The organism is Bacteroides sp. DH3716P, from assembly GCF_025914115.1.
GTDB lineage: Bacteria > Bacteroidota > Bacteroidia > Bacteroidales > Bacteroidaceae > Bacteroides > Bacteroides ovatus.
In genome coordinates, this window is record NZ_CP083673.1 from 3,975,897 (window position 1) to 4,001,270 (window position 25,374).

The following is a 25,374-nucleotide window of genomic DNA, read 5'->3' on the forward strand; positions in this document are numbered from 1 at the left end:
GCTTTCTTCTCTTGGAAAGCGGGTGCAAAAGTACGCCCTTTTGGTATACACTCCAAATATATCAAACTATTTTTTCTAATTATTTTTGAGTACATTTGCTAAAGTGCTGACGCATAACGATGTTGTAGAACATATTTTTCATGTATAGGGAAATTGTGCGCGGAAACGACGAGAGGGATACACATTATTATATCACACGCGGGCGCGTAAAGGCGAAAAAGGAAAAAGCAAGAAGATGCCTGTAAGGGAAAAATCTGTAGTACAAAGACTCACCAACTCAACCCATTTATTTAAACTTAGGTCAATACCTCCTTTTTTCAGATTACAGAGTGCAGAACGGAAATGTTCGAGAATAGTATACATTCTCGCTTAGTGATTAGTAAGGGCTCACCAATGTGAACAAATAAGCTATCAAATGTAGACAAACAAGCTCACTACTGTAAACAAGTCTATCTACTATAGTGAGCCCATAAGAAGCATTAAGAGTTTACAGAAAGATCATTAGGTATTAACCTATAATTGATGAAAGAATATAGAATAAGAGACGGTACTTCAAAAGCAGATACTAATGACACACTTTCGGCATTTATATGATAGAAAAAGGATCAAAATAGTGAGATATGAGATTAGTTGTTTACATCCAAACAGAAGTATATTTCACTATAAATCAATAAATTAAAAGTAAAACTAAAATTAAATAGGGTGAGGGTAACTTTTTACCCTCACCCTACTGCCACACGTTCCCTCACACCTTGCAACCACGATGAATAAAGGGATTGAACGAAGGTGTGAGGGTGTGAGGGTAAAAGTGATATAAAAATATAATCAGCTACAATTTTTCTTGGAGCAGACCGGGCTAAGGAACTACTATCGTTCCTTTCGCTGCCCTGAAATCAAGAGTTATTATAGTGTTGGCAGCCCATACATAATCTTTGTTCGGTTCATCCATGCCCTCTTTACGCAAATAGATTTCAAGAGTCTCCGGATTAACAGCATATTCGCGTTTCCAAGCACCAAATGAAGGATTAAGATTATCAAAAGCAGGAATATAAGGATGTATTCTGAAACGTCCTCCATTAGGTAAAGTAACAGAGAATGTTTTCCCGTCGCTACTTTCCGTAAAAGGCAAGATCTTTTCGTTGTTTCCTCCGGCTGCCGTTCCATACCCATAGATTACAGGCTTTTGGATGGAGATGGTCTTCGAACCTAAATCAACGAAAATGATATAAGTACCACTTTGGGGGATAACCACCAGTCCTTCGTCAGAGATTTCGAAGCCCACATTATTAGTCAGTCCGGTAAACTCTCCATCACCAAATATCTTGGATGTAGAGAAACGAAGTTTAGTTCCGGCATTGAAATAATTAATATGTATCCATCGGTCGGCACTGTTCCAAACCTTATCTAATGAGATAACCCCATCCGAGCCCCAATTCATGTTTCCAAATTCATCGCCAACCATATAAATAGCCTTCGCTGTTGAGGGGACATCACTTGGAGAGGCAAAAGTCACAGCTATTTTACCTCTATCTTGAGAGAAATCAAGTTCTATTGGTATATTAGAAGCAACAGGAACCGGTTCCAGTGCAGCACCTACACCACGATAATAGATTTGTCCATTATAGATGTTGAATTCCATAGTGTTCCAGTCTCTATTGTTATAGTCGGAAGTTGCATACATCTGAAGATTGCCTTGTGTTGTAGTGACAGCAGAGAAATTCTGCCCGGAAAGATCGAACGATACTTCCTGTCCGTCAAAACACTCACCTATTCCATAAACGGCAGGTTTCTCAAAAGCTATAAGATTACGGTTCATATCTACATATACCAAATACAGGCCGCTTGTTTCTACCGTCGCTCTTCCGTTACTGCCTACAACATAATTGACATTTGTACCCAAAGAGGCAAAACTTTCCGCATCAGATTTTTCCGATGCCCATTTAATTCCCTGACCAGCATTGAAATACTTGATAGTCCAGAATGCACCATTGCCAAGCTGTCCCACAGGGGCCATCTCTACCACATTTGTCGAATTCCAATTCCAGTTTCCAAATTCATCTCCAATCATATATAGTTTCTCCGGATACCCCTCCGGTTCGGGTTCTATGATCTCATTGCCCGTCATCTTCGCAAAGAATTTTCCTGTCAAGACTTCATATTGAAGCGTTACTTTATACTCACCTTTGTTTTTAAGATTGAGCTGCACTTGCGACTGGTTGGTTAGTTCGGCATATTCTTCAGTTAAAACATTCATTTTTATACTTCCTCCCGTTCCGGTGTACATAGAAGAGAATGTATATTTCTCCGTATCTGTTTCCTTCACATCAAAAGACGTATTATCGGTATAATTAAACGAAAACTCTGCCGGTAATATCACTTCTAACTCGCCACTGGACACCCAGGTAGCCACATGGTTAATATGGTCGTAAGACGGTTTTTGAAGAAAGAGTTCGTTTTCACCGTCTTCTGTCAGTTCGAATTTACTCGTCAAACGGAAATTGAATGGAACAATATTAACCTGTTTCAATAAAGGATTCACAATTAGCTGATACAATCCATCTTCCATTACTCTGAAACCGCCGGTTCCAGGAGCCAAAGAATAAGTTGACACCTCACTGTTGTCGTTTTGCAAAAGCGCTCCCTGCCCATAATAAACGGGTTGCCCATCCGGTCCGACTAAAGAGATATAAAAATCTCCGCTGGATGTCAGCCATGTGTTCAATGCGACCAAAGTGCCCTCTTTTATCACATTCATTTTACCATTGATTGCCTCTACCGAGAATTGGGACGCACTCCCCGTCAGATAGATACCTTCGGGAACATTGATTTCCCGTTCATAGTGTATCCCGTCGTCGGCACAACGACAGAAAATAAATGGCAACGAAAATACAAATAATAATTTTATTATAGTTTTCATCTTCATGATTACATTAAATTATAAATAACTATACTATTGGAATCTAATGGTATTTGACTAAAATTTCACATCAAACTGATGTTGCTTCTTGTCTTTTCCATTCGCTCCTACCACATCAATCACCATTTTTCCATCTTTTATCTTACAAAGCAGATAGCTGTTATTATCATTGACAAGGATGGGAAAGTTGGCTTTATCGGGTTCTGATTCACGGAAATAATATTTATGAGTGTGTCCGGATAACATCAGATCAATTCCAGCCGTATTTAAAACGGGCAACAAGGTTTGCTGCAAATGATAGTTTCCATGCCAATTGCCTATCGTCGGCGGGATGTGCAGGAATGCGATCCGAAGGGATGATTGCTTAAAATCGTTTTCTTCCACCACACTCCGCAACCATAGGGTTTCTTCTTCTCGATAATTGTCATAGTCGGCAATACCGGCATACTCCAAATCCGAATCCGGCTTATCTTCACCGGAATCAAGAACAAGAAAACAAACCTTACCTATGTTGAAACGATAATAAAAAGTTCCGGTAGACGTAGGAAAATACTTTATCAACGCATCGGAATAAACTCCACGTGTTTCATGGTTTCCCCGGTTGAAAACAATAGGCACTTCGGACGCAAACAATTCGACACAAGCATCAATATAATCTTTACATATCTGCTCCTGCCCCTCTACCCATGACGACATATCTCCATTAAGCAAAACGAAATCAAGAGATTTGAAATCTACTTCCCGACACAGAGACTTCATATAGTCACTCCGCCCGTGAATATCATTTAATACCAGAAAGGAAATTTCTTTCTTCCGGTCGTCGAAAGTTCTGAATCTGAAAGGTTCTTGCTTGTATACATTTGAAGCAGCAATCAATCCATAAGTTACCCAGTCACTCGAAGGCCAAGAGACAACTTCTCTCGAAAAAATCCGGTATCTGTATTCCCTGCCGGGTTCCAAATGTTTGATGCGTACACGGTGGATTGTATCATTGGCCCGCTTACGTCCGGACTCCGTATCGTAATATCGCGGACGTTCCTTCCCATAGAAATGATCTTCACCGGCAGGCGCCACTTCCACCCACGAAAGAGTAGGTTTGTTTGTAGTCCATACCACTGTCACGCCGTCGGTACTCATATCACACAGGTAAGGACCGTGTGTGATCTTTATACTGTCACCGTCATGTGCAGAAAGCCGAGCGGCAAAGATGACAAAAAATACAATTATCCAATTTCTCATAGAACGGTTCCTCCTTCTAATTTATTAGTTTGACCGATATGGTTTGTAAATCATTACTGTTGCAGCCGGTCATAATTTCAAATTCACCGGGTTCTACCACATAGTTCATGGCAGCATCATAAAAGCCTAAAGCTAAAGGAGAAATGTCAAACTGAACGGTCTTTGACTCCCCCGCTTTCAGGAATATTTTTTTGAATGCCTTCAACTCCTTTACCGGACGCACAACAGAAGCAACTTTATCATTCACATACAGTTGCACAGTCTCTTCGCCATCTCTGTCTCCGGTATTGGTTACTGTCACCGAAACGGAGATGGTCTCCTGTCGCGTATATTCTTTTTGGGTGCTCTGCGGAACTGAATAACTGAATGTGGTATAACTCAAACCGTAACCAAAAGGATAGAGCGGAGCATTCGGAACATCGATATGCCGGGTGGTTGAGGAATGGGGCATATCTCCCGGACGTCCGGATTTCTTATAGTTATAGTAAACCGGTACTTGTCCCTCTACCCGTGGAAAAGAAATGGTCAATCTTCCGGAAGGATTATAATCACCGAACAGTATATCAGCAATAGCGGTTCCTGCAGAAGTACCTAAAAACCAGGTTTCGAGAATGGCCGATACGTTCTTGTCCACCCATTCGATAGACAGCGGACGCCCATTCATCAATACGACGACAACGGGTTTCCCTGTGGCAACCAGTTCTTTTATCAATTCTTCCTGCACACCCGGCAAATCCAGTTGGGCACGGCTTCTCGATTCGCCACTCATCAAAGCTTTTTCACCGACAACGGCAATCACCATATCACTTTTGGAAGCCAATTTCACTGCTTCTTTGAATCCTGACTTATCTTCTCCGTCAAAATCGCAACCACGGGCATATCCAACTTTCGTTTTGTTACCGCCGATTTTGTTCTTTATGCCCTGCAATACAGTCGTCACATGGCGATCTTCCCCTCTTGCTCTCCACGAGCCCAGCAGTTCGGTCTGATTATCGGCCAGCGGACCTACCACGGCAATGGAACGGACATTTTTTGCCAGCGGTAATGTATGATTGTCATTCTTCAGCAGGACAGCCGATTTATGAGCCATGTCCAGTGCTGCATCCAGAAATTCTTTTTTCATGATTGTCTGCGATTCGTATTCTTCATTACAGAATTTATATGGATCAACAAACAGTCCCAAAGCATATTTGATATGCAGAATCCGACTGACGGAATTGTCGACATCTTCCATACTGATTTTACCGGCTTCTATCAGTTCTTTCATGTATTTATTATAGAGCCCATCTGTCATATCCATGTCGATGCCGGAATTGAAAGCCAGACGGGTAGCGTCTTTATCGTCTTCCGCCACTCCCTGCGCCACCAGCTGCTTCACTGCTTCCCAATCGCTTACCACAAAACCATTGAAATTCCATTGCCCTCTCAATAAGTCTTTGAGCAGGAACGGATGTGCGGACGCAGGAATACCATTTATATCATTGAAAGCACTCATAAAAGTAAGTACTCCCGCATCAATGCAAGCCTTAAAAGGAGGTAGATAAGTATCAAACAAAGTCCGTTCCGACATATCCACCGGAGCATAATCTCTTCCCGCCTGGGGAAGTCCGTAAGCTACCCAATGCTTTGCACATGCCAATACTGAATTATTCTCCCAAAGATTCCACTGAAAACCATTCACTCTTGCTTTGGCTATTTCACTTCCCAGGTAGGTGTCTTCTCCTGCTCCTTCCACTACCCTGCCCCAACGGGCGTCTCTTGCGATGTCGACCATAGGAGCGAACGTCCAATGTAGTCCGGCTGCCGAGGATTCAATCGCAGCAATCTTGGCAGCTCGTTCGATCGCTGCTAAATCCCAACTACACGATTCCGCCAAAGGAGTCGGAAAGATTGTCTTATATCCATGAATCACGTCCATCCCAAAAAGAATCGGTATCTTTATCCGGGAATAACGCATATTCTTTTCCTGCAAATCACGCAATGTCTTTGCACCGGATATATTCAAAACAGAACCTACAAGTCCGCGTGCTATCAATGAATCGCTCAAATATTCTGATTCAGGACCGGTTAGAAGGGTACGGCCTACGTATTGGGATAACTGGCCGATCTTCTCTTCCACAGTCATCCGTGAGAGCAAATCTTTAACAAATGAATCCGCTTCCGGAGTATGAGGTAGTTTACTATTTCCGACGATCCGGGTATGCGGATCGCGAACATAAACTCTTATCCAATCAATATCGAAATCAAATTGCTGCAATTCCTCCGCAGGATAGCCGACATCCAACTTGTCAAATGCTCCTACCTGCCCGGTGATAGCAATATCCCAAACTCTGTCCAGCCGATTCTCTTTACGAGCCTTAGTGATAAAATCAGTATATGCATCCCCCAACTGTGTACGGGTATGTATCTGGTAATTGACTTTATTATCTATCAGAAACGTAATGATGGCATGATTGTTATCAACAGGATCGGGATCTATCTGAACCGCATATACATGGAAATTATCTCCCGGCTTATCGTCTCCGATTTCAGTATATCGTATCTGACCTTTGGGTAGATTGATTCCCAACCTTTGCGTTTCCGAATTGAACAAATGCAAGGTTTGATTCGCTTTGGCCGGATAAGGATTTTCCCCGAAAGCTTTGGTAAAAAACTCCAGTATATCTATTTCGGCTACTCCAGCTCCTTTATAATGCCTCAACCAAAGTGCATTCCAAAGCCCATATAGATATGGGACTTTGGCTTTGATCTCTATGCGGCAGAAAAGAGGATAATATTTCTCCGTATCGGAATCTCTGCTGGACAGCGCTCCCGACCACCATCCGGTCTTGCTCTTCACACTGGGATGAACGGGACTGGGCGCATCTTTACTTTTGAATGAGTGAATTCGACAAATCTTCTCTCCTGTAGGAAGGGTTTCGATAAAGACCTGCTCCGGACGGTATGTCTGAAGCATGGCTTTATTTTCCTGATTATAGGTGGGTCGCCCCACTTTTTGGGAACCATATATTCCCCAATACCGGGAGTCAATCACATCTCCGTTAAACTCGTCTCCATCGTAATAAATCCATCCGGGAGGGGTTTCTGATGAAGGAGGAATAACGGTTTGGGCTTTCACCACCCCGATACAGCAAAATATGATTATTAGAATCTTTATTTTCAACATGATATTTCTTTTTAATGATTTACCAACCCGGATTCTGTTTCCAGTTCTTCAACTGCAGAATCTCACTTTCAGGTATGGGATACCAATACATTTTAGAATCAAACACTCTCTTTTCTACCACAGCACGGGAATAATCAAACTTCTCGACGGGATATTCCGGCTTTTCAGGAATCTCTGGTTCTGTTTCATCCCGGGTAAATACACGTACCCAATCTACATCCATCGAAACGTTTCTCAAATTGGCATTCCTGTCTTCGGGATAGCCGATACCATTTTCATTCTTTCCTCCGATTTGTCCGGTTATCGCAATGTCCCAGGTTCGCTTTTCTCTTCCCTCCGCTATTGCTTTGGTTATAAATGTATTATATCTGTCATCATAGTCAATCGTCTTGAATGTATTGGTTACTTTACCATCCAACAGGTAGCTGATGATAGCATGCTTATCCGGAGAAACCGGGTCCGGATCTACCTGAACGCCATACGTATGGAAGTCTGCTCCCGGATCAAAATCAAGCACTGTATGTCGTCCGTACCCATTCACGTTGATTCCCAGATTGCCTGTTTTATTATCATGCAAATGTAAAGCCTGGCTAAGCCGGCGGGGTGAAGCCGTATTCTCAAATTCCTTGACGAAAAACTCTTCGATGTCAAGTTCCGCAACACTGGCTCCTGCATAATGACGACACCACGGTCCCATCCATATACCATATATATAAGGTATTTTTGCACGAATCTCAATGCGGGAATGCAGAGGGTAATATTTCCCCTGATAACCATATTTGTCGGTATCCCGGCTGGACAAAGCTCCCGACCACCATCCTTCTCTCGTACTGGCAGTGCTTAATGTCGGAGCCGGTGGATTGTCGTCCTTGGTGGCTGTTATCCGGGCAAAGCTCAATCCGCCACTCCCTTTCTCAATCGTAATCTGTTTTTTACGATAAGTCTGGATATTTCCAGTGGGTTGTCCATACTGTGAGTTTCCTACCGGAGTGTCGCTTCCATACTGTCCCCAATATGAGTTGTTTACGACCAAATCATTGAATTCGTCTCCATCGTAATAATGCCATCCTTCCGGAACTTCGTTAACCGGTATTACGGAATTCCGGGTAACAGCTCTTCGAGCCTGATTCTTACGGGTGATTTCAAGACCTAGCAAATCTCCTCCGAGTGTTTCTTGCGCAATCTTCCACCGTCTTACATCCCACGAACGATGTTCCTCAAATGCCAGTTCGACACGACGTTCACGCCGGATACGCTCACGCATTTCGTCCTGCGTCAATCCGGAAGGCAGATTCGGTTGTCCGGCACGATTGCGCACTCGATTGATGTACTCTGCTATATCCGTATTTTCGGGATCGTACTCATTCAAGGCTTCCGCATAATTCAGGTAAATCTCCGCTAAACGAAATAACGGCCAGATATGTCCCTGACTTCCTCCGCCGGTTTGGATATTCACATCTTCATTGAGGTACTTTTTCAGATAGAATCCAGTTTTGGTTGCATTGGTAACGCCCAGACCGTCTTTTCCACCGTCCCAATTCTCTACCGCCGTGCTTTTCCAAACGGAATCATTCAGCAGAATGGTAGCATTCAACCTGTCATCCCGGTAGAATTGCGGACGAACGGCATTTTCCTCATTCTCCCAACTAAAATAGCTGCCATCTTTCATTTCATAAGAGTCTACCAGATTCAACGAAGGATTGATGCCGCCTACCCCACCATAACTGACAGGAAAGTTGTATTTTTCAAAGTCGGAATTGTTTCCATAACGACGCATCAGAATAAACTCGGAATTCTGAAAGTTATTCTTGAATAAAGTGGCATAACTGCCATACAACGAATATATGCCCAGATCAATTACGTCTTTCGCAGCCTGTGCCGCAGCTTTCCATTTCTCCATATCGGAAGGAAGATCGCTTTCCGAAAAATTCTGCCAGTCCAGATACAAGGGACTGGCCGCATACAATAAAACTCTGCTTTTCAAAGCCAATGCGGCTCCCTTCGTTGCACGTCCCAAATCCGAATCGATTCCTCGTCCCGGAGTTAAATCGAGCACTTCGGCTACCTTATCACATTCGCTGGAGATGAATGAGATGCAATCGTCCATAGACGGGCGTGGAGTCTCCGAATAATCCGCATTGACGGATAGTGTAGAAGTAATCACAGGTACAGGTCCGAAACGTTTCACCAGCTCGAAATGGAAAAACGCTCTTAAAAAACGGGCCTCATATTTCCATGTTTTCAAGTCATTCAGACGGTTCTGATATTCATTCTGATTATCCGGATCGAGTCTGTATTTATCCAGATTCACTCTGTCTACATTTTCTATAAATTCATTCGCTATGCGAATTCCTGCGTAATACTTATTCCACAAATCATCCGGATTGGACCTTGAATTCCAGGCTCCGGTGTTGAAGTGCTGGATGTTGCAGGAGGCATTAGCATGTTCGGCATCATCGGTAGCGGCATCCAACATAGCTTCGGAACCGATACGGTTGAAACCATCAGGCAGATACCGATAAGCATTGACTAGAAATTTGCTTGTACGTTCATAGGAAGTAAAGGTCATCTCGTTGTCGATAAACGAATCATACTCTCTGTCCAGATAATCACTGCATCCGGACAATATGCTGATAGCAGCAAGAGCATTCAATATGATAGATAAACCTATTGGGTATTTCATAATTATTATATTTTTGTTCTTACCTATTAAAAATCAATTTTTATTCCCAGGTTGTAGGAACGTGTCAACGGATATGTAATCAAAGAACTGCTTTCCGGGTCGGCCAATCCGTCAAGATGACTCACGGTGAAAAGATTGCTCGCATTAGCATACACATACAATCTGGACAATTTTATCGCTCTTGCTATTGACTGGGGGAAGGTATATCCAATCCGGATATTCTTCATTCTGAAGTAGTTTCCGTTTCTTTTCCAATATGTAGATATCCGGTAATTGTTTTCAAATGTCCGGGTAGACAAACGGGGATAAGAAGCATTGGGATTCTCCGGTGTCCAGCTGTCGAGAGCCAGTTTTGAAGCAGAGCCATTGTCGGTAAAGGAATAAGCCAACGGCCCGCTCAAATAGATGTCTCTATTGGCAACGCCATGAAATAAAGCCTCAACGTCTATCCCTTTCCATTCAAAGCCTATTTTCAAAGCATAATTCCACTCCGGAATATTAGAATATCCCACAGGATAGGAGTCATTGGAATCGACTACTCCATCACCATTTTTATCGATATATTTTATATCACCGGGGTTTACTTCTCCAAACTGCGGTACCGGTAAATGTGACTTCAGACTTCCATTCGAATCGAAATCACTCTCCTGATACAGTCCGTCAGCAACAAGTACAAAAGGAGTATTCACGGAACGTCCTTTACGATATTGATAATCGTAGAGTTTCACTTCTTCCGCCATATCGACAATTTCATTCTTTGCATACCACGCCGATGTTTCAACGTAATAGTTGAAGTTGTTTTTAAGACTGCTTTCGTACCTGATCGTACCCTCGAAACCTTGATTCTTTACTTTACCTACATTCATATAAGGCAATATGTCGCCATAAGAGGCTCCAACAAATCCGGGAATAGTGGAATACGGCTGTGACAGGATATCATATCTTTCTTTATGGAAATAATCGAATTCTACCGACAGCCCTTTCAGTAAAACTGCATCCAATCCAATATTGAATACACGTTCCTTCTCCCAACTAATATCGGGATTGGCAATCATATCTGCCCGAAACCCGCCTGTTGATGACGACCCTGTACCTAAAAAATAGGAGCCGTTACTGCTATAAGTCTGGTCGAACAGATAACGTCCGTTCTCATTCTGATTGTTTCCAACCAGTCCGATAGATGCTCTTAGTTTCAAATATTCAACCCAGTTGATATTTTTCATGAAGTTTTCTTTCGACAGTATCCATCCGGCGGAGAAAGCGGGAAAGAATCCATATCTTTTTCCAGGAGCATAATCATCACAACCTGTATATGAAGCTGCAAATTCTCCTATGTATTTTTGATTATAAGAGTAAGTTACCCGCCCTGCATAATTCAAGTATTTAATGTCATCACGACTTCCATATTTCTGATATAAATCAGACAGGAAAAAGATGCTGGCAGTGAGTTGATGTTGCTTGAAAACGCGATCATAATCCAACTGTGCCTTAAAGTTCAGACGGCTCCAGTCAGTACGGAATCCTTCATCGGATTCCAAAGGAGAATCAGCGCCGTAGGGTGTATATAGCACCTCTCCCCCTGCTCCTTTGGAAAGAGAATAACGGGCATAATTCTGATTCTTTATAGATGAATCCGCCATATAGTTGTTGTAGGCAATACCGGCACTGACACTTAATCCCTTTGTCAGTTTCTCCAGGTCGTATTTAGGCATAAAAATCAGTTGGAAAGTCCGGCTGTTTTCTTTATAAAGCCCTCTGCTGACGATATTACCGACCGGGTTGGTAAAAGCGGCATTTCCTCCATACGATCCGTCGGGGTTGTACACCGGAAATGCATTCGGAGCTGTTCTCCATATCGCTCCCAAAAGTCCGTTGGCAGAACTGCTGCCTCCGGGAATAGAGCGATTACCTACACTCCCGCTAAAATTGAGTCCGGTAGACAGGTGTTTGCTTATCTGGATATTCAAATTAGACCTGAAATTAAAGCTCGCATAATAGGCATTCGAGTTTTCCCGGCGTTTTTTATCGGTGTCTTTGTAGAAACCGATGTTCTGCAAAAGATTCATCATTACATAGTATTGCACCACATCTCCTCCTCCTTTAAAACTTAAATCAGCCATACTCAAAGGAGCTGTATTATTCAAAATGGCCTTTTTCCAGTTTACATTGGGGTAAAAGTAAGGATCGGTGTTGTTCTGATAGGCATTCAATTCCTCTGGAGTGTATAAACGAGGCAATCCGTCATTCACACGCGCCTGATTGTATAAGGTGGCATAATCATACGCATTGATAGGATCGGGAACGCCCAACGGTTGTTGTATTCCCGTTTGTAAACGGATACTGACTTGCGGAGCGGAAACGCATCCTTTCTTGGTTGTCACCAATAAAACACCATTTGCACCACGCATACCATATAAAGCCAGAGCCGAAGCGTCTTTCAATAATGTTACAGACTCGATTTCCGCAGTGGACAGACTTTCAATCGGGGCTTCGAAACCGTCGACATATACCAGCATTTTTTGTCCGCTTGCATAGGAAGTACGTCCCCGGAGGTAGAGATTCGCGATAGAGAAATCATAGCCGGGCTCTCCGCTTTGTTGCAACAATGTTAGTCCGGGAAGCTGTCCTTGCAGACTATTTCCCAAGCTTGCGGAAGTAGTTTTCAGCAAATCTTCCCCACGTATGGAAGAAATGGCACTTGTTCGCCTCCATTCCGGTTGTTGCCCATAGGCGACTTCTACAAGTGCAGAATCGGCTATGTGTTGAGCAAACAAAACGGGAGCATAAAAAGTGAGAATAGTAGTCAAAAGTATAGCATAACGCTTCCCTTTGTATATACTGTTTATTATTGTCATACCTTTTATTTTTAGTTGATTGAACATATTTACCATCCCGGATTCTGAAGCATATACCCTTTATCTATTTCGGTCTGCTTGATAGGATGTAAATAAGAACGGTCACTCCATAATCTGTTTTCAAAGACATAAGGTTTGTAATGTACTTTACCCGGTGCTCCTGTAACAGCGGAGAGCTGCAATCCATACATGGCACCTTTCATAACACCTTCATCATCGGCTATCAGCCAACGTCTTATATCCCAGAAACGATGATCTTCATAAGCCAGTTCCACGGCTCGTTCTCTTCGCAGTTTCTCCCTGAACTGCTTTTTATTCAAAGTGGAAGGAAAGCCCGGCATTCCGGAGCGTTCACGAACTTTCAGGACTGCATCGAATGCTTCTTTCGGGGGAGTTTCATAATATTCATTCAAAGCTTCTGCATAATTCAGATAGAGTTCGGCTACCCGGAAGACAATCCAGTCCATATTAGTGGAGTTGCGCGGAGCCGTTGCTCTTAGTACGCGAGGTACCCATTTGCGAACCAGGTGTTTCGTTTTATCATTGGCTACATTGTGAGCTCCACCGGGCAGAAAATTAAGAATTCCAATCTCTGTATTCCAGTTAGCTCCATGTGCTGCAATGGTTTGCGCAAAACGAGGGTCCAGTTCGTCGTACTTTTCAAGCAGATCATCGCCACCATCCATATTCCATGTTTGTTGGTTCCCGTCTTTTTTCTCATAGAAACGCACGAAATTGAAGGTTGTAAAAAGACCGCCGTCGCTCCAACTACTTCCCGCCCATGCCGGTATATTGCTTGTTATGGGATGACTGCTTGTTGTGAAATTCCGATATTTTTTGTTGGCCAGAATTATTTCTTTGTTATCGGGAGCAGTCCACACATGTTCGTAATTTGTTTCAGGTGTTCCCTCATCGTACAAGTCATAATAGCCAGAAGATTCAACAGCGGTAATGGCTGCCTTGGCTGCTTTAGCAGCTTCATTCCAGCGTTCTTTACTATAGTTTCCATATCCTATCAGGTCATTATTTCCACTTAAAGGAAGGTACGGATCGTCGGTATTGAACAAAGGACTCGCCGCATACAGGAGTACTCTGGATTTGAGGGCTAAGGCGGCTATCCTGTTTGCCCGTCCCACCAATATCGAATTCGTATAATAATCCGGTAATATGGAGGCAGCCCGGTCACAATCGACAAGAATGGAGTCTACACAATCGGAAAATGTATTACGGGGTAGTTTACCATCTTCCGACGGATTTATTCTACGGTGTATTATAGGCAGTCCACCATATCTATATACTCCTTCCCAGAAGACCAAAGCCCGCATAAAATAGGCTTCGCCTCTGGAACGTGTCTTAAAATCAACGTCTCCCGGATCATCGGGCACTTCGTCAATACGTTCAAGCACGATATTGCATTTTCGTAATGTCTGCCAACGGGTGTTGTGACGGGGGTCTTCATCCCAGTCTATGCTGCTGTTGTTATGATTGTCCACGTTCCACGAGGCATTGCCCTTCCCCCAGTTTGCACCTTGTTCGGCTTCATCACACGCTCCTGCCAGGGTTGAGGTTGCACACAATTTACGGTCGATCCCGCTACTTCCCATCGAGAACCCCAGCGGCATACCTTCTGCATAGATGCCTGTTATGTATTGTTCTGTCAAAGTCCTGTCGGCAAAGACACCGTCTTCATCCAAATCGACAGAGGGCGGAGCTTCCAGATAGTCACTACACGAAAACATCAATACAGACGACAGAAGTATTGCACATATATATGTTATTCTTTTCATGATTATCAAAAATTTATATTAAGACCAATATTATATACTTTCTGCAACGGATATGTATTGATTTCAACATTTCCACTTCTCGAAGGTGCTTCCGGGTCCAGATCTACCACATCTGTCCACGTGAATAAATTGGAACCGTTGAAATATAATCTTACACTATTCAGGTTAAGCCGTTTGACAAAACCTCCGGTAAATGTATATCCTACTTCGAGGTTTTTCAATCGCAAATAACTGGCATCCCGTATCCAAAGAGTAGAAGGACGATAGTTGTGATCGGTTTCTCCGTTGGGATTCAGAGACAAACGGGGAAAGGTGATCTTTTCTCCTGCCTCATACCGTTCCTGTGTCCAACGTTCTTTTATCAGAGATTTCGCACTCTCTTCTCCTTTCGCGAAAGGCCACATCGACCGTCCGAAATATTTAATGGATACATTGTCGGCTCCCTGAAATAAGATGGAGAAATCAAATCCTTTATATTGCGCTCCGAATGAGAAACCGTAAATAATCTCCGGTACGGGGGTGTATCCTATCGGAACCATGTCGTAATCATCAATCACTCCATCCCGGTTGACGTCTACATACTTGACGTCTCCCGGTTGCAACTGATTCCCGCTCCATGAACTTTTAGGACGGTCTAATGCATTGATTTCTTCCCACGAGTTATAGTATCCGTCAAAGATCAGTCCGAAAAACTGATTCTTTCTTCTTCCGGTAGTCATCTGATAATCATATCTCTTCTGCACTTCATCCATGTAGATGATTTCATTCCTCGCAAATGAATAATTGAAGCGTGCCCAATAATGGAAATCTTGTATATGATGTCTAAAATTAAGGTCCATTTCCCAACCGCGATTTTCCATTTCTCCAAAATTATATGCAGGAAGATTAGCACCTATAATCATGGGGGATGTTGATCTGTTGGCTAATATGTTATTTCGTTTTTCTTTGAATATATCAAATGAAGCAGTCAGACAATTATTGAACAGATTAATATCTACACCGACATTCATCTTTTTCGCCTTTTCCCAAGTCAAATCAGGATTACCGATTTTATTTTCAACAATCATCAGTGAAGTATACGGATTGGAAGCCAAACCGAAATTATACTTGTTCACACCCGAATCGCTCGCTGCTCCATAAGAAGACGGCAGATACAAAAATCGATCACCACCTATCTGATCGTTTCCTACCTCTCCGTAGGACCCTCTCACCTTTAGATATTTAACGATATTGTTTTTCGGAAAAAACTTTTCTTCACTGATGACCCAACCTAATGAAACAGCAGGAAAAAATCCGAACCGTTTGCCTTTGGCAAAATTCTCGGTTCCGTTGTATCCCATATTGAATTCTGCCAAATAACGGGAGGCATATTCATAGGTCAATCGTCCTACCAATCCCTGATAAGCATTAGGTACATAATATTGAAGGGAGGGGGAATAGTATTTACTCTGATTATACAGAATAAGTGCTGTCGTTTTATGAAGCCCGAAAGTTCTATTATAATCAATTCCAAACTCCATATATACTTTCCGGTTCTTATCCCATCCGGTACTTACAGACCAGATACTCTCTTCTGATTGGGGGATCAGATAGATGTAATCCGGATCTTCCGCATCACGGCGCGCAAGATAATAAGGAAAGGTTTTCGAATATTTCTTACGGCTGTAATAATAGCTATCATACGCGATACTCCCGTGTACGGACAAACCTTTGGTCAGCAAAGATGATAAATCATAATTCAGACGTAATGTTGTATTGATGTTATTTCTATTATCTTTCTGATAACCGTTGCTTAATAAGGTTTGCCAGGGATTGACGCTTCCCAATCCATCCTGTATGCGGACAATTTTATTGTCCACCAATCCCGGAGAGCTCAAGGGATTGGCAAAAGAAATAGCTTGCCAGATTCCACTGTTACCGGAGCCCGGAGTAATCACTCTGCCTATCTGGGCGGCCATTTGAACAGTTGTCGAAAAGTCCCGCGTTATCTGAAAATCGAAATTAGTTCTGAAGTTATAACGGGTGTTACGGGGATTTACATCATGATCCGAATCTATCTTGGTATGTTTATAGATACCGGTCTGATCGAAATAACTTCCCGATATAAAGTATTTCACACGTTCTGTACCACCCGAAAGGTTGATGTTATGTTGAGTGCGGGTAGAAAACTTTCTAAGAAAATCGTCTATCCAGTTAGTGTTCGGATGCAAAATCGGATCAAAGCCATTTCTGTACAATTCAATATCTTTATCCGTGAATTTCGGTTGGTAGGTAGAACCCGAAACCCGGGAGTCATTTTCTAAAGCTTCATTGTATAAAGTTGCATAATCCGCACTATTCAGATAACTGGGGAGCTGGGTAGATTGCTGCAAAGCAAAATTACCCGAATAGCTCAACCGGGGACGCCCTCTTTCCCCTTTACGGGTAGTAATTAATACTACGCCGTTAGCTCCCTTTACTCCATAGATCGCTGTTGCCGAAGCATCTTTAAGTATATTCAATGATTCAACTTCATTCGGATCTATGCCGTCAAAATTAGTTCGTTCGATGCCATCGATCATTATTAAAGGAGCCGTGTTGTCTGTAAATGTACTGACACCTCTGATTAACAGACTGGAAGCGTCTTCGCCGGGAGCACCACTTCTTTGAAAAGCAATCAATCCCGGCATTCGTCCTACCAGCATGTTACTAATATTGGATTGTTGTGTCTGTACCAGTTCTTTCCTCGAAATAGAAGCGATAGATGCTGTCACACTTTCTTTCTTCTGCTTTCCGTAGCCGACAACAACGACTTCCTCCAGACTTTGCTCGGCTTCTTTTATTTCAATAGAAAGCACTTTATTGTCTTTTACAGGTACTGTCGTCGTGACATAACCGATATAACTGATTTCCAAAACTGCATTCGGATTTACAGATAAGGCAAAGCGCCCGTTTATATCGGAAATTATGCCGTTAAATGTACCGACTTCCTTGATATTGGCACCGATAATCGGTTCTCCTTTTGTATCGGTAATAGTACCGGTTATTCTCCGAGGCTCCTGTGGCTGTGAAGAAAGATTCTTTTTCACTGCCGTTTTTCTCTTTACAACAATCTGTTTTCCATTTATTTCATATACCAGATTTGTCTTTTCAAACAAGGCTGACAATTTTTCTGTGATTGTCTTCTTCCTGGATAGATCTACACTGACAACTTGATTTAAACTAGGTCGGATATCTTTCGAATAGATGAAAACGTAGCCTGTTTCTTTCTCTATATCTTTAAAATATTCCAGTAGAGTCCCTTTCTTTATATCATAGAGTTCGCTCGTTCCATTTCCATTAGCGAGAGTTACATTCGCTATAAATAGAAAAATAACAAAAAATTTCACAAACAGATATGATTTACAAAGAAAATATGCCCTATTTGCATGATTGTAATAGGAATTTTCCATATTTTTGCGTATCAATTTTTAGGTTTTTCATAAGTAATTGAAAAATTTAAATCTCACGGGTTCGGAAGAGTTGCCTCTCTTCCGAACTTCTTTTTTACAAAGGCTTCATTTCTGTGGTTTATTCATAGGCATTAAATTTTTAGGGTTATTACTCGATTTTTATACTTCCCGCTTCAATTGTACACTGGACATCGTACAGCAACGAGAAGGTTTTCATGACTTGTTCTATATCATCAAATAAGATAAGTTTTCCCATTGTACACTTTTGCGCAACTTCCGGCGTACATGTGATAGATACATTATAGTAGCGACTTAGCCGTTGGATAATATCTTTCATTGTCTCACCCCGGAACTGAAGTACGCCATCTTTCCATGAAATATAATCGTAAGCATTAACTTCGTCGATGCCGGATATCCCATCACTCAACTTAAAACGCTGATTAGGCAAAAGGACAAAATCTTCATTGGAGTTTGCTTTTACATTTACTTTTCCTTCTACCAACACCACGGATTGCAATGCATCATCAGCATAGGCAGACACATTAAACTTTGTTCCCAATACATTAACTGTCAGTTGGGGTGTCTCTACATAAAAAGGCCGGGAAGTATCTTTGGCAACTTCTATATAAATCTCTCCTTCTACTTTTATCCTGCGTTCGCCCGGACCAAAAGAGGAAGGGAAACGTAATTTACTTCCGGAATTAATCCATACTTTCGATCCGTCTGCCAATACAATGGATGAATGGCTACCATAAGGAACTATCAGTGTATTTTGTTTTCCGGGTTGAACCGCTCCCTCTTTGATTATCTCTGTTTCCTTACCATCGGATTGAATAGTAATATTGCTATCATAAGTAATGACGGCATTATTCTCTATCTGAATCGCTTCCGCATCATCTCTTATCAGCATTACTTTCTGATACAGAGTATCTGCTTTCACATTGACAAGCAGATCATCAGCAGTTCCGGACGTCTGAAAAGAATGAATCAACCAGAAAGAAACAATACCTAATATTAGTACACAGGCGGCAGCATAACGGGTAAATAAGATAAAACGATGTCTCTTATCACGACGCTCCATGCTTGTCTCTATACGTGCCCACAATCTTTCTGATTCTTCGGGTAAGCGCTGAACCGGATTCAGCCGGGCAGATAATATGATTTTGCGGGCCTCCTGTAGGGATGCTTGATCTTCGGGATGCTCTTTTTGATAATTAACCCACCATTCTTCCGATTCCTGGGTAGGAGCCAGACACCACAATATGAAGTCTTCATTTTGTAGCCATTGTTTTGTCGATTCGGGTATTCGATCTGAATGCATACTCGTTCTTTTTACGGTTTCACTTTAAAAACACGCAAAGAACAAAAATACCCCCACGAAAATTAAAGAAAATAACCGAAAAGGAAAAAATAAATAATTTGAGGCTGAATTTTACGCATTTGTTCGATAGCCCGATACACTAATTTCTGTGCTGCTTTAGGTTGTATTCCCATCAATTTCCCGATTTCCTCATAGCTAAGTCCTTGGGTATAACGAAGATATACAGCCTCCCGTTGCCGGTCTGTAAGGCTATCCAGCATCTTTTTCAGCTGTTTTTGCATAGCGGCTCTTTCTTTTTCTTCATCTATGAGTTCAAAGCCGTTCACTTCAATAAGGAAACTATAGTTATCAGAACCTTCTTCCAGAAATTCGGTATTCATTTCTTTTTTCTTAATGGTCCGAATCCGGTTCTTCAAACAGTTCAACAGATAGAACTTCATATTCTGACTTTCCCAAAGTTTGTGCTCACGCTCATATAAATGCAAAAAAACATCGTGAATGGCATCTTCTAAAAGTTCTTTACTAATGCCAAAAGCAATGCCGTATGAAAACAAATCGTTCTCATACGTCTCATATAACCACTTATATAAGGATTGCTTATTCTTCACACTATCTTCACAAAAAGTTAGAATCCTATCTTCTAAAGAATATTGAAATGGTAATTATCACCAGCCTGTCTCATCCCATCCGGCAGCGGAGTACCATTGTATCGACTGACGATAAAAAGGATTTATCTCCTCTTCATACGACTGACGAAATATATAAGTAGAAAGTCCTGCAGAGCCATTCATCGAGAAACTACCGCCATAACTGGAGTAATTATTAGGAGTAGTCTTCCAATAAACCACAGCAGCATCATAAGCAGCTTTCCAAGCCTCATATTCGCTAGTCTCACTACCTAAAGAACGTATTAATCCATCAAAATCATAATAATACTTACTGGACCGACAATCATAACAGAGTATGCCCGATGTGGCTATCGCTTGTCTGCCCTTAATATATTTCGGAATAATCTCACTACTGCTTTTATCCAGTTGTTCCAACATGGAAGTGTTCACTACAGAAACAGAGACTCCTGCCGTCCAGGGATCACCTAAGCCCCAATTATATGGCAATTTGCCAGTATAAAGATTTTCATCTGCATAAAATTCAAAATATGCCTTTGCTATGTCCGTAGCCGATGCATTATTGGCAAACATAGCCGGAACTACTTTCTGATATGGAGCACCCGGTGCGGGTATCTCTGTCGGAGAGCCTATAATGTAATCCGCATGTTCCTTCAATTCATAGACCACCTCAACAGATTGCATAAAGCATGCATCGAAAAGAAGAAAACTCAAATGAGGCGCATTACGCAGAACATCTTTTAACTCGGAAATATCCATGTAATTTGAACCACCATCCTGTCCCCACCAACGGGTTTTATTCTGCGATTTTGCCAACCATCCTTCTCCATGAGACCACAAAACCAACCCATAACTCTGTGCCGGATATTCAGAAAATGCCGTGTTGATAACCTCCTTCATCTTAGAGACATCTACAGAATTTCGTCCTTCATACGTAGCGATTACCTCCTGTACGACATTCTTCTTTTTATCCTTCTTCAATCGAATTAGTTTAGGACTTGATCCGGTATCAATGTATACGAGTAGGTTATAAGAGTTATCATCTACAGACTGCATTCCCTCTGTCATTTCCGCCAAATCCTCTGTGGCAAAGCTGCGAAGAGAATTGTCACCTGCTATATAAACAAGAACTGTACGCATCTGGACTCCTCTTTCATCATCGTCATTATGACAAGCGATTACCAGCATAGCCAAACACACAAACAAGGAGAATATTTTTATCTTTTTCATTAGATTTCAAGTTTATTACGAGGCAAAGATAAAAAAATAAGAGATGCAAAGCTGCATCTCTTATTATATTAACAATTTAACTATTGCTTATTATTCTTCCGGTTTCGTAAAGCGGAATTTATCTGAATCAATCCGCGATACCGTCATTCTATTATTCTTCTTATATTTATTCAGAATCTTCGTTGCTTCTTTTTCCAACTTCTTTCTGTTTTCCGAGAAGTAAATCATACATGTACTATTCTGCTGCAGTTGGTTATCCTCCAGATAATTTTTCAACTGATAACTATATAATTCACGATGAGCCAAGAACCCTTCTTTGCTAACCTTCGCACTATCTAATATCTGAATATCCGTGAAATAGACTACCGTATCCGTAAATGAAGCAGAAATTCCAAAAGCATAAACCGGTTTAGAATGGTCTTTTTTCAGAGAAAAAGCGGAGCACATGGTAAACACAAGTGCAATTGCAAATAGTATTTTTACGTATTTCATATCATATAATTTTTAACCTTGCAAAGGTAACAAAAAAGAGGAGATTACCTCTATTTATCTCAAATAAATAGCATTTCTTAGTCATAGACCCATAGCAGGACTGGTTTCTTTTCCGCTTTGAGCAACCCGTCAACTTTCCTCATCACTTCATCGGATATTACAGGACACCCTTGACTGATTCCTAACGGAAGATGCAAAGGATACACCTCTGTTTCCGGCAACGGAGTATAAGAATGCAACACGATATACCGCTTGAAAGCATTATCATTCGTCGCTTCCAATCCATGTAATTTATAATGAATATTGATTCCCCACTTGCTATACGACCGGATACCCACCTTGTATTTCCCCAAAGAAGAGCAATAACTACCTTCCACATTGCTGAATACAGGCTTGGACACAGTGCTATTTTTCCCATATCCATGAGCACAGAGACTGGCATACTTCACGGAATCTCCTTTGAAATCCCATACAAAGAAACGCCTTTTACCAGAATGAATACTGAAATCTACCAGAAAGCAATAATTCGTATTATACCCATTCTTATCACAATAAGCCTTTCCCGCCTGTGCTTTTTCCCGCAAACGCTGCTCTACTTTAACAGGCACCGAATCAGAAGAGGATGCCGCACATTTTGCATACGCCACCATCCCTGCTCCCAAAGCAATAAGAACCAATGATATTAAAACTGACTTTTTCATAAAACTCACATAGTATAAGATTGAATTATAGAATGGGGCTTATGTAAAAAGTCGCATAAGTACATTCTTCTATATGAAAAGTGCGACTTATGCGACTCAAATTCTTTTTTCTTTCAGAAACTGATATTCCTTACTTATCCCAAGTAAGATTTGAGCAATTTACTACGATTACTTTGTCTAAGTCTTCTAATTGCTTTTTCTTTAATCTGACGAACGCGCTCACGTGTGAGGCCAAATTTATCGCCGATTTCTTCCAATGTCATTTCTTGCTGTCCGATACCGAAAAACATCTGAATGATTTCTTTTTCTCTATCGGTTAACGTAGAAAGAGCTCTATCAATTTCCCTCGCAAGAGACTCATTAACCAGAGAGCGGTCCGCCATTGGCGAATCATCGTTAACCAACACATCCAACAGGCTGTTATCCTCCCCTTCCACAAAAGGCGCATCCACCGAAATATGACGGCCGGATACCTTCAGCGTATCAGAGATTTTATCAACCGGAATTTCCAGTTCGTCTGCCAACTCCTCGGGAGACGGACGCCGCTCGTTTTCCTGTTCAAACTTCGAGAAGGCTTTGCTGATCTTATTCAGCGAACCTACCTGATTCAACGGGAGACGAACAATACGCGACTGCTCTGCCAATGCTTGCAGAATAGACTGGCGAATCCACCATACAGCGTAGCTAATGAACTTAAATCCACGTGTTTCATCAAATTTCTCGGCAGCCTTAATCAGTCCTAAATTGCCTTCATTAATCAAGTCAGGCAAACTCAAACCTTGGTTCTGGTACTGTTTAGCCACAGATACGACGAAACGAAGATTGGCACGTGTCAATTTTTCCAATGCTACACGGTCACCCTTACGAATGCGTTGAGCGAGTTCCACTTCTTCCTCGACAGTAATCAGGTCTTCACGGCCGATTTCCTGCAAATACTTATCAAGAGAAGCGCTCTCTCTGTTAGTGATACTTTTGGTAATCTTTAGTTGTCTCATTCTTTAAAAACAGATTTGGAGTGCAAAGTTACGACAAATAATTTGTTAACATACAAAATTAAGTAACTTTTACACTATATTTTTCATCTAATAAAACAAAAAGAGATGCCGACAAGTTGATTGGCGGCATCCTTTTTCTATTTCATTAGCTTATCCTGCAATCTTCTTACCTTATTTTTATATATTACTCTTGAGTCAGATCGACAGCGAAATATCCGCGTTTACCTGATGGGAACACACCGGTCAGGAATAATACCTGGTTCGGAGACTTAACAGCAGCTTTCATTACTTCTTCCAGATCGCTGACTTTGCGCATCGGCTGGTCATTAGCTTTCAGGATAATGAAGCCTTTACGAACTCCTGCATCTGACATCTTACCGGAAGAAACTCCTGTCACTTGCAGACCGTAACCTAGATTCAATTGCTTCTTCAAGTCATCCGGCAACTCTTTGAAAGCAGCTCCCAGGATTTCCATGCCTGCATCCTTCACGATCTTGGTAGTACCTTGCTCGTTCTTCAACGTTACTTCAACGGTCTTTTCCTTCTTATCGCGCATCAGTTTTACTTTCACCTTATCACCCGGACGATGTTTAGCAAGTGCTTCCTGCAAGTCAGCCATATTGGATACTTTCTTATTATCCACACCGATAATTACGTCATCGACTTTGATATCAGCTCCGGCAGCAGAACCATTCTCTACGATTTCAGAAACCCATACTCCTTCTACAACACCCAGTTCTTTAGCTTTATCTGCCAATGTCTTACCGGATTTGTCAATCGGTTGACGGTCGTCCATCAAACTGCTACCGATAGAGCCACCACGAATACCGAGCAATGCACGTTGTACTGTTCCATATTGTTTCAAGTCGGCAATTACTTTCGTCATAATGCTGGTCGGGATAGCAAAACCGTATCCTGCATAAGCACCTGTCGGAGAAGAAAGCACTGAATTGATACCAACCAATTCACCTTTGGCATTTACCAGTGCACCACCACTGTTACCCTGGTTGATGGCAGCATCCGTCTGGATGAATGATTCTATACCACCATTATATACTCCCAGAGAACGGGCTTTTGCACTTACGATGCCGGCAGTTACAGTAGAGTTCAAATTGAACGGGTTACCTACTGCCAATACCCACTCTCCTACTTTCAACGCTTCGGAATCTCCCACCGGAATAGTCGGGAAATCATCACCCTCAATTTTCACCAGCGCAAGGTCGGTGCTAGGGTCAGTACCAATCACGCGTCCCTTAAACTCACGGTTATCATTCAGTTTCACACTGATTTCATCCGCACCTTCAATCACATGATTATTCGTTACGATATATCCATCCTTCGAGATGATTACTCCCGAACCAAAACCTACACGAGGTTGAGACTGTACCTGACGTTGCTGTCCGCGTCCATCACCAAAAAAGAAATCGAAAATGTCCGGCGCTTGCTGAACAGTTCTTGTTTTAGCTTCTTGAGTAGACCTTATATGTACGACAGCATGAAGTGAATTCTCGGCAGCCTGTGTCAAATCAACAGGTTGAGCGTTCACAGCGTCAAAAGCAGCCAATTTGACATTGGGATTCTGCTTGAACATCTCATTAAAAGATGTTTCTTTTGCAGATTCGTTAGATTGCAACAATTTGTAAGTTGTCAATCCTGCAACTCCTGAGCTAAGAAGAATGATTGCTCCTACTCCCAGAATGTTCTTTGTTGTCTGTTTCATGATTTATAATTCTTTTAATTGTTAATATTCGACATTGTTTTAACTTTTACGACGTTAAAATAATAACAAATATCGTTCACTTATTCTACTTGTCACTCTTTTTTGTCCACTTTTAACAGAGAATATTTGGAGCTTAACAGCGGTTAACGACAACACCTGACAAATTTACATTCGTTGTATGTCAGATGGCTTTAACACTCTGACATTCATT

The 25,374-nt window shown here is 41.8% G+C and carries 14 protein-coding genes; all 14 read right to left on the minus strand.

Annotated elements, in window-relative coordinates; genetic code table 11:
- Positions 1-856: 856 nt before the first annotated feature.
- The 14 genes from KQP79_RS14915 to KQP79_RS14985 all read right to left on the minus strand — a co-directional run bounded on the left by KQP79_RS14915 (position 857) and on the right by KQP79_RS14985 (position 25,163).
- Positions 857-2,917: a SusF/SusE family outer membrane protein gene (locus tag KQP79_RS14915; protein WP_224262682.1), complete on the minus strand. Its 2,061-nt coding sequence runs from the start codon at positions 2,915-2,917 to the stop codon at positions 857-859.
- Positions 2,918-2,974: 57 nt separating this feature from the next.
- Complete coding sequence (locus KQP79_RS14920) at positions 2,975-4,156, minus strand: metallophosphoesterase (RefSeq protein ID WP_061448572.1); 1,182 nt, start codon at positions 4,154-4,156, stop codon at positions 2,975-2,977.
- A gap of 16 nt (positions 4,157-4,172) precedes the next feature.
- Positions 4,173-7,322, minus strand: a complete 3,150-nt coding sequence (locus tag KQP79_RS14925) for a glycoside hydrolase family 3 N-terminal domain-containing protein (RefSeq protein ID WP_262912953.1) — start codon at positions 7,320-7,322, stop codon at positions 4,173-4,175.
- A gap of 19 nt (positions 7,323-7,341) precedes the next feature.
- A complete protein-coding gene (locus KQP79_RS14935) occupies positions 7,342-10,005 on the minus strand; it encodes a RagB/SusD family nutrient uptake outer membrane protein (protein WP_061448573.1) in 2,664 nt (887 codons plus the stop codon).
- 26 nt (positions 10,006-10,031) lie between these two features.
- Positions 10,032-12,860 carry a SusC/RagA family TonB-linked outer membrane protein gene (locus tag KQP79_RS14940; RefSeq protein WP_008025350.1) on the minus strand — a complete coding sequence of 943 codons (2,829 nt, stop codon included), beginning with the start codon at positions 12,858-12,860 and terminating at the stop codon, positions 10,032-10,034.
- Between the two features lie 29 nt (positions 12,861-12,889).
- A complete protein-coding gene (locus tag KQP79_RS14945; RefSeq protein WP_032849776.1) occupies positions 12,890-14,647 on the minus strand; it encodes a RagB/SusD family nutrient uptake outer membrane protein in 1,758 nt (585 codons plus the stop codon).
- 5 nt (positions 14,648-14,652) lie between these two features.
- On the minus strand, positions 14,653-18,078 hold the full coding sequence (locus KQP79_RS14950) for a TonB-dependent receptor (protein WP_061448574.1): 3,426 nt from the start codon (positions 18,076-18,078) through the stop codon (positions 14,653-14,655).
- A 148-nt stretch (positions 18,079-18,226) separates the two neighbouring features.
- Positions 18,227-19,399: a FecR family protein gene (locus KQP79_RS14955; RefSeq protein ID WP_004310276.1), complete on the minus strand. Its 1,173-nt coding sequence runs from the start codon at positions 19,397-19,399 to the stop codon at positions 18,227-18,229.
- A 62-nt stretch (positions 19,400-19,461) separates the two neighbouring features.
- Positions 19,462-20,007, minus strand: a complete 546-nt coding sequence (locus tag KQP79_RS14960; RefSeq protein ID WP_004296671.1) for an RNA polymerase sigma factor — start codon at positions 20,005-20,007, stop codon at positions 19,462-19,464.
- Between the two features lie 57 nt (positions 20,008-20,064).
- Complete coding sequence (locus KQP79_RS14965) at positions 20,065-21,255, minus strand: clostripain-related cysteine peptidase (protein WP_008777198.1); 1,191 nt, start codon at positions 21,253-21,255, stop codon at positions 20,065-20,067.
- A gap of 90 nt (positions 21,256-21,345) precedes the next feature.
- Entirely contained in the window at positions 21,346-21,747 is a 402-nt protein-coding gene (locus KQP79_RS14970) for a hypothetical protein (protein ID WP_004310274.1), read from the minus strand.
- Between the two features lie 77 nt (positions 21,748-21,824).
- Positions 21,825-22,448 carry a murein L,D-transpeptidase catalytic domain-containing protein gene (locus tag KQP79_RS14975; RefSeq protein WP_022199541.1) on the minus strand — a complete coding sequence of 208 codons (624 nt, stop codon included), beginning with the start codon at positions 22,446-22,448 and terminating at the stop codon, positions 21,825-21,827.
- A gap of 134 nt (positions 22,449-22,582) precedes the next feature.
- A complete protein-coding gene (locus KQP79_RS14980; protein ID WP_002561589.1) occupies positions 22,583-23,443 on the minus strand; it encodes an RNA polymerase sigma factor RpoD/SigA in 861 nt (286 codons plus the stop codon).
- Positions 23,444-23,627: 184 nt separating this feature from the next.
- Complete coding sequence (locus tag KQP79_RS14985; protein ID WP_004296667.1) at positions 23,628-25,163, minus strand: trypsin-like peptidase domain-containing protein; 1,536 nt, start codon at positions 25,161-25,163, stop codon at positions 23,628-23,630.
- Positions 25,164-25,374 lie beyond the last annotated feature (211 nt).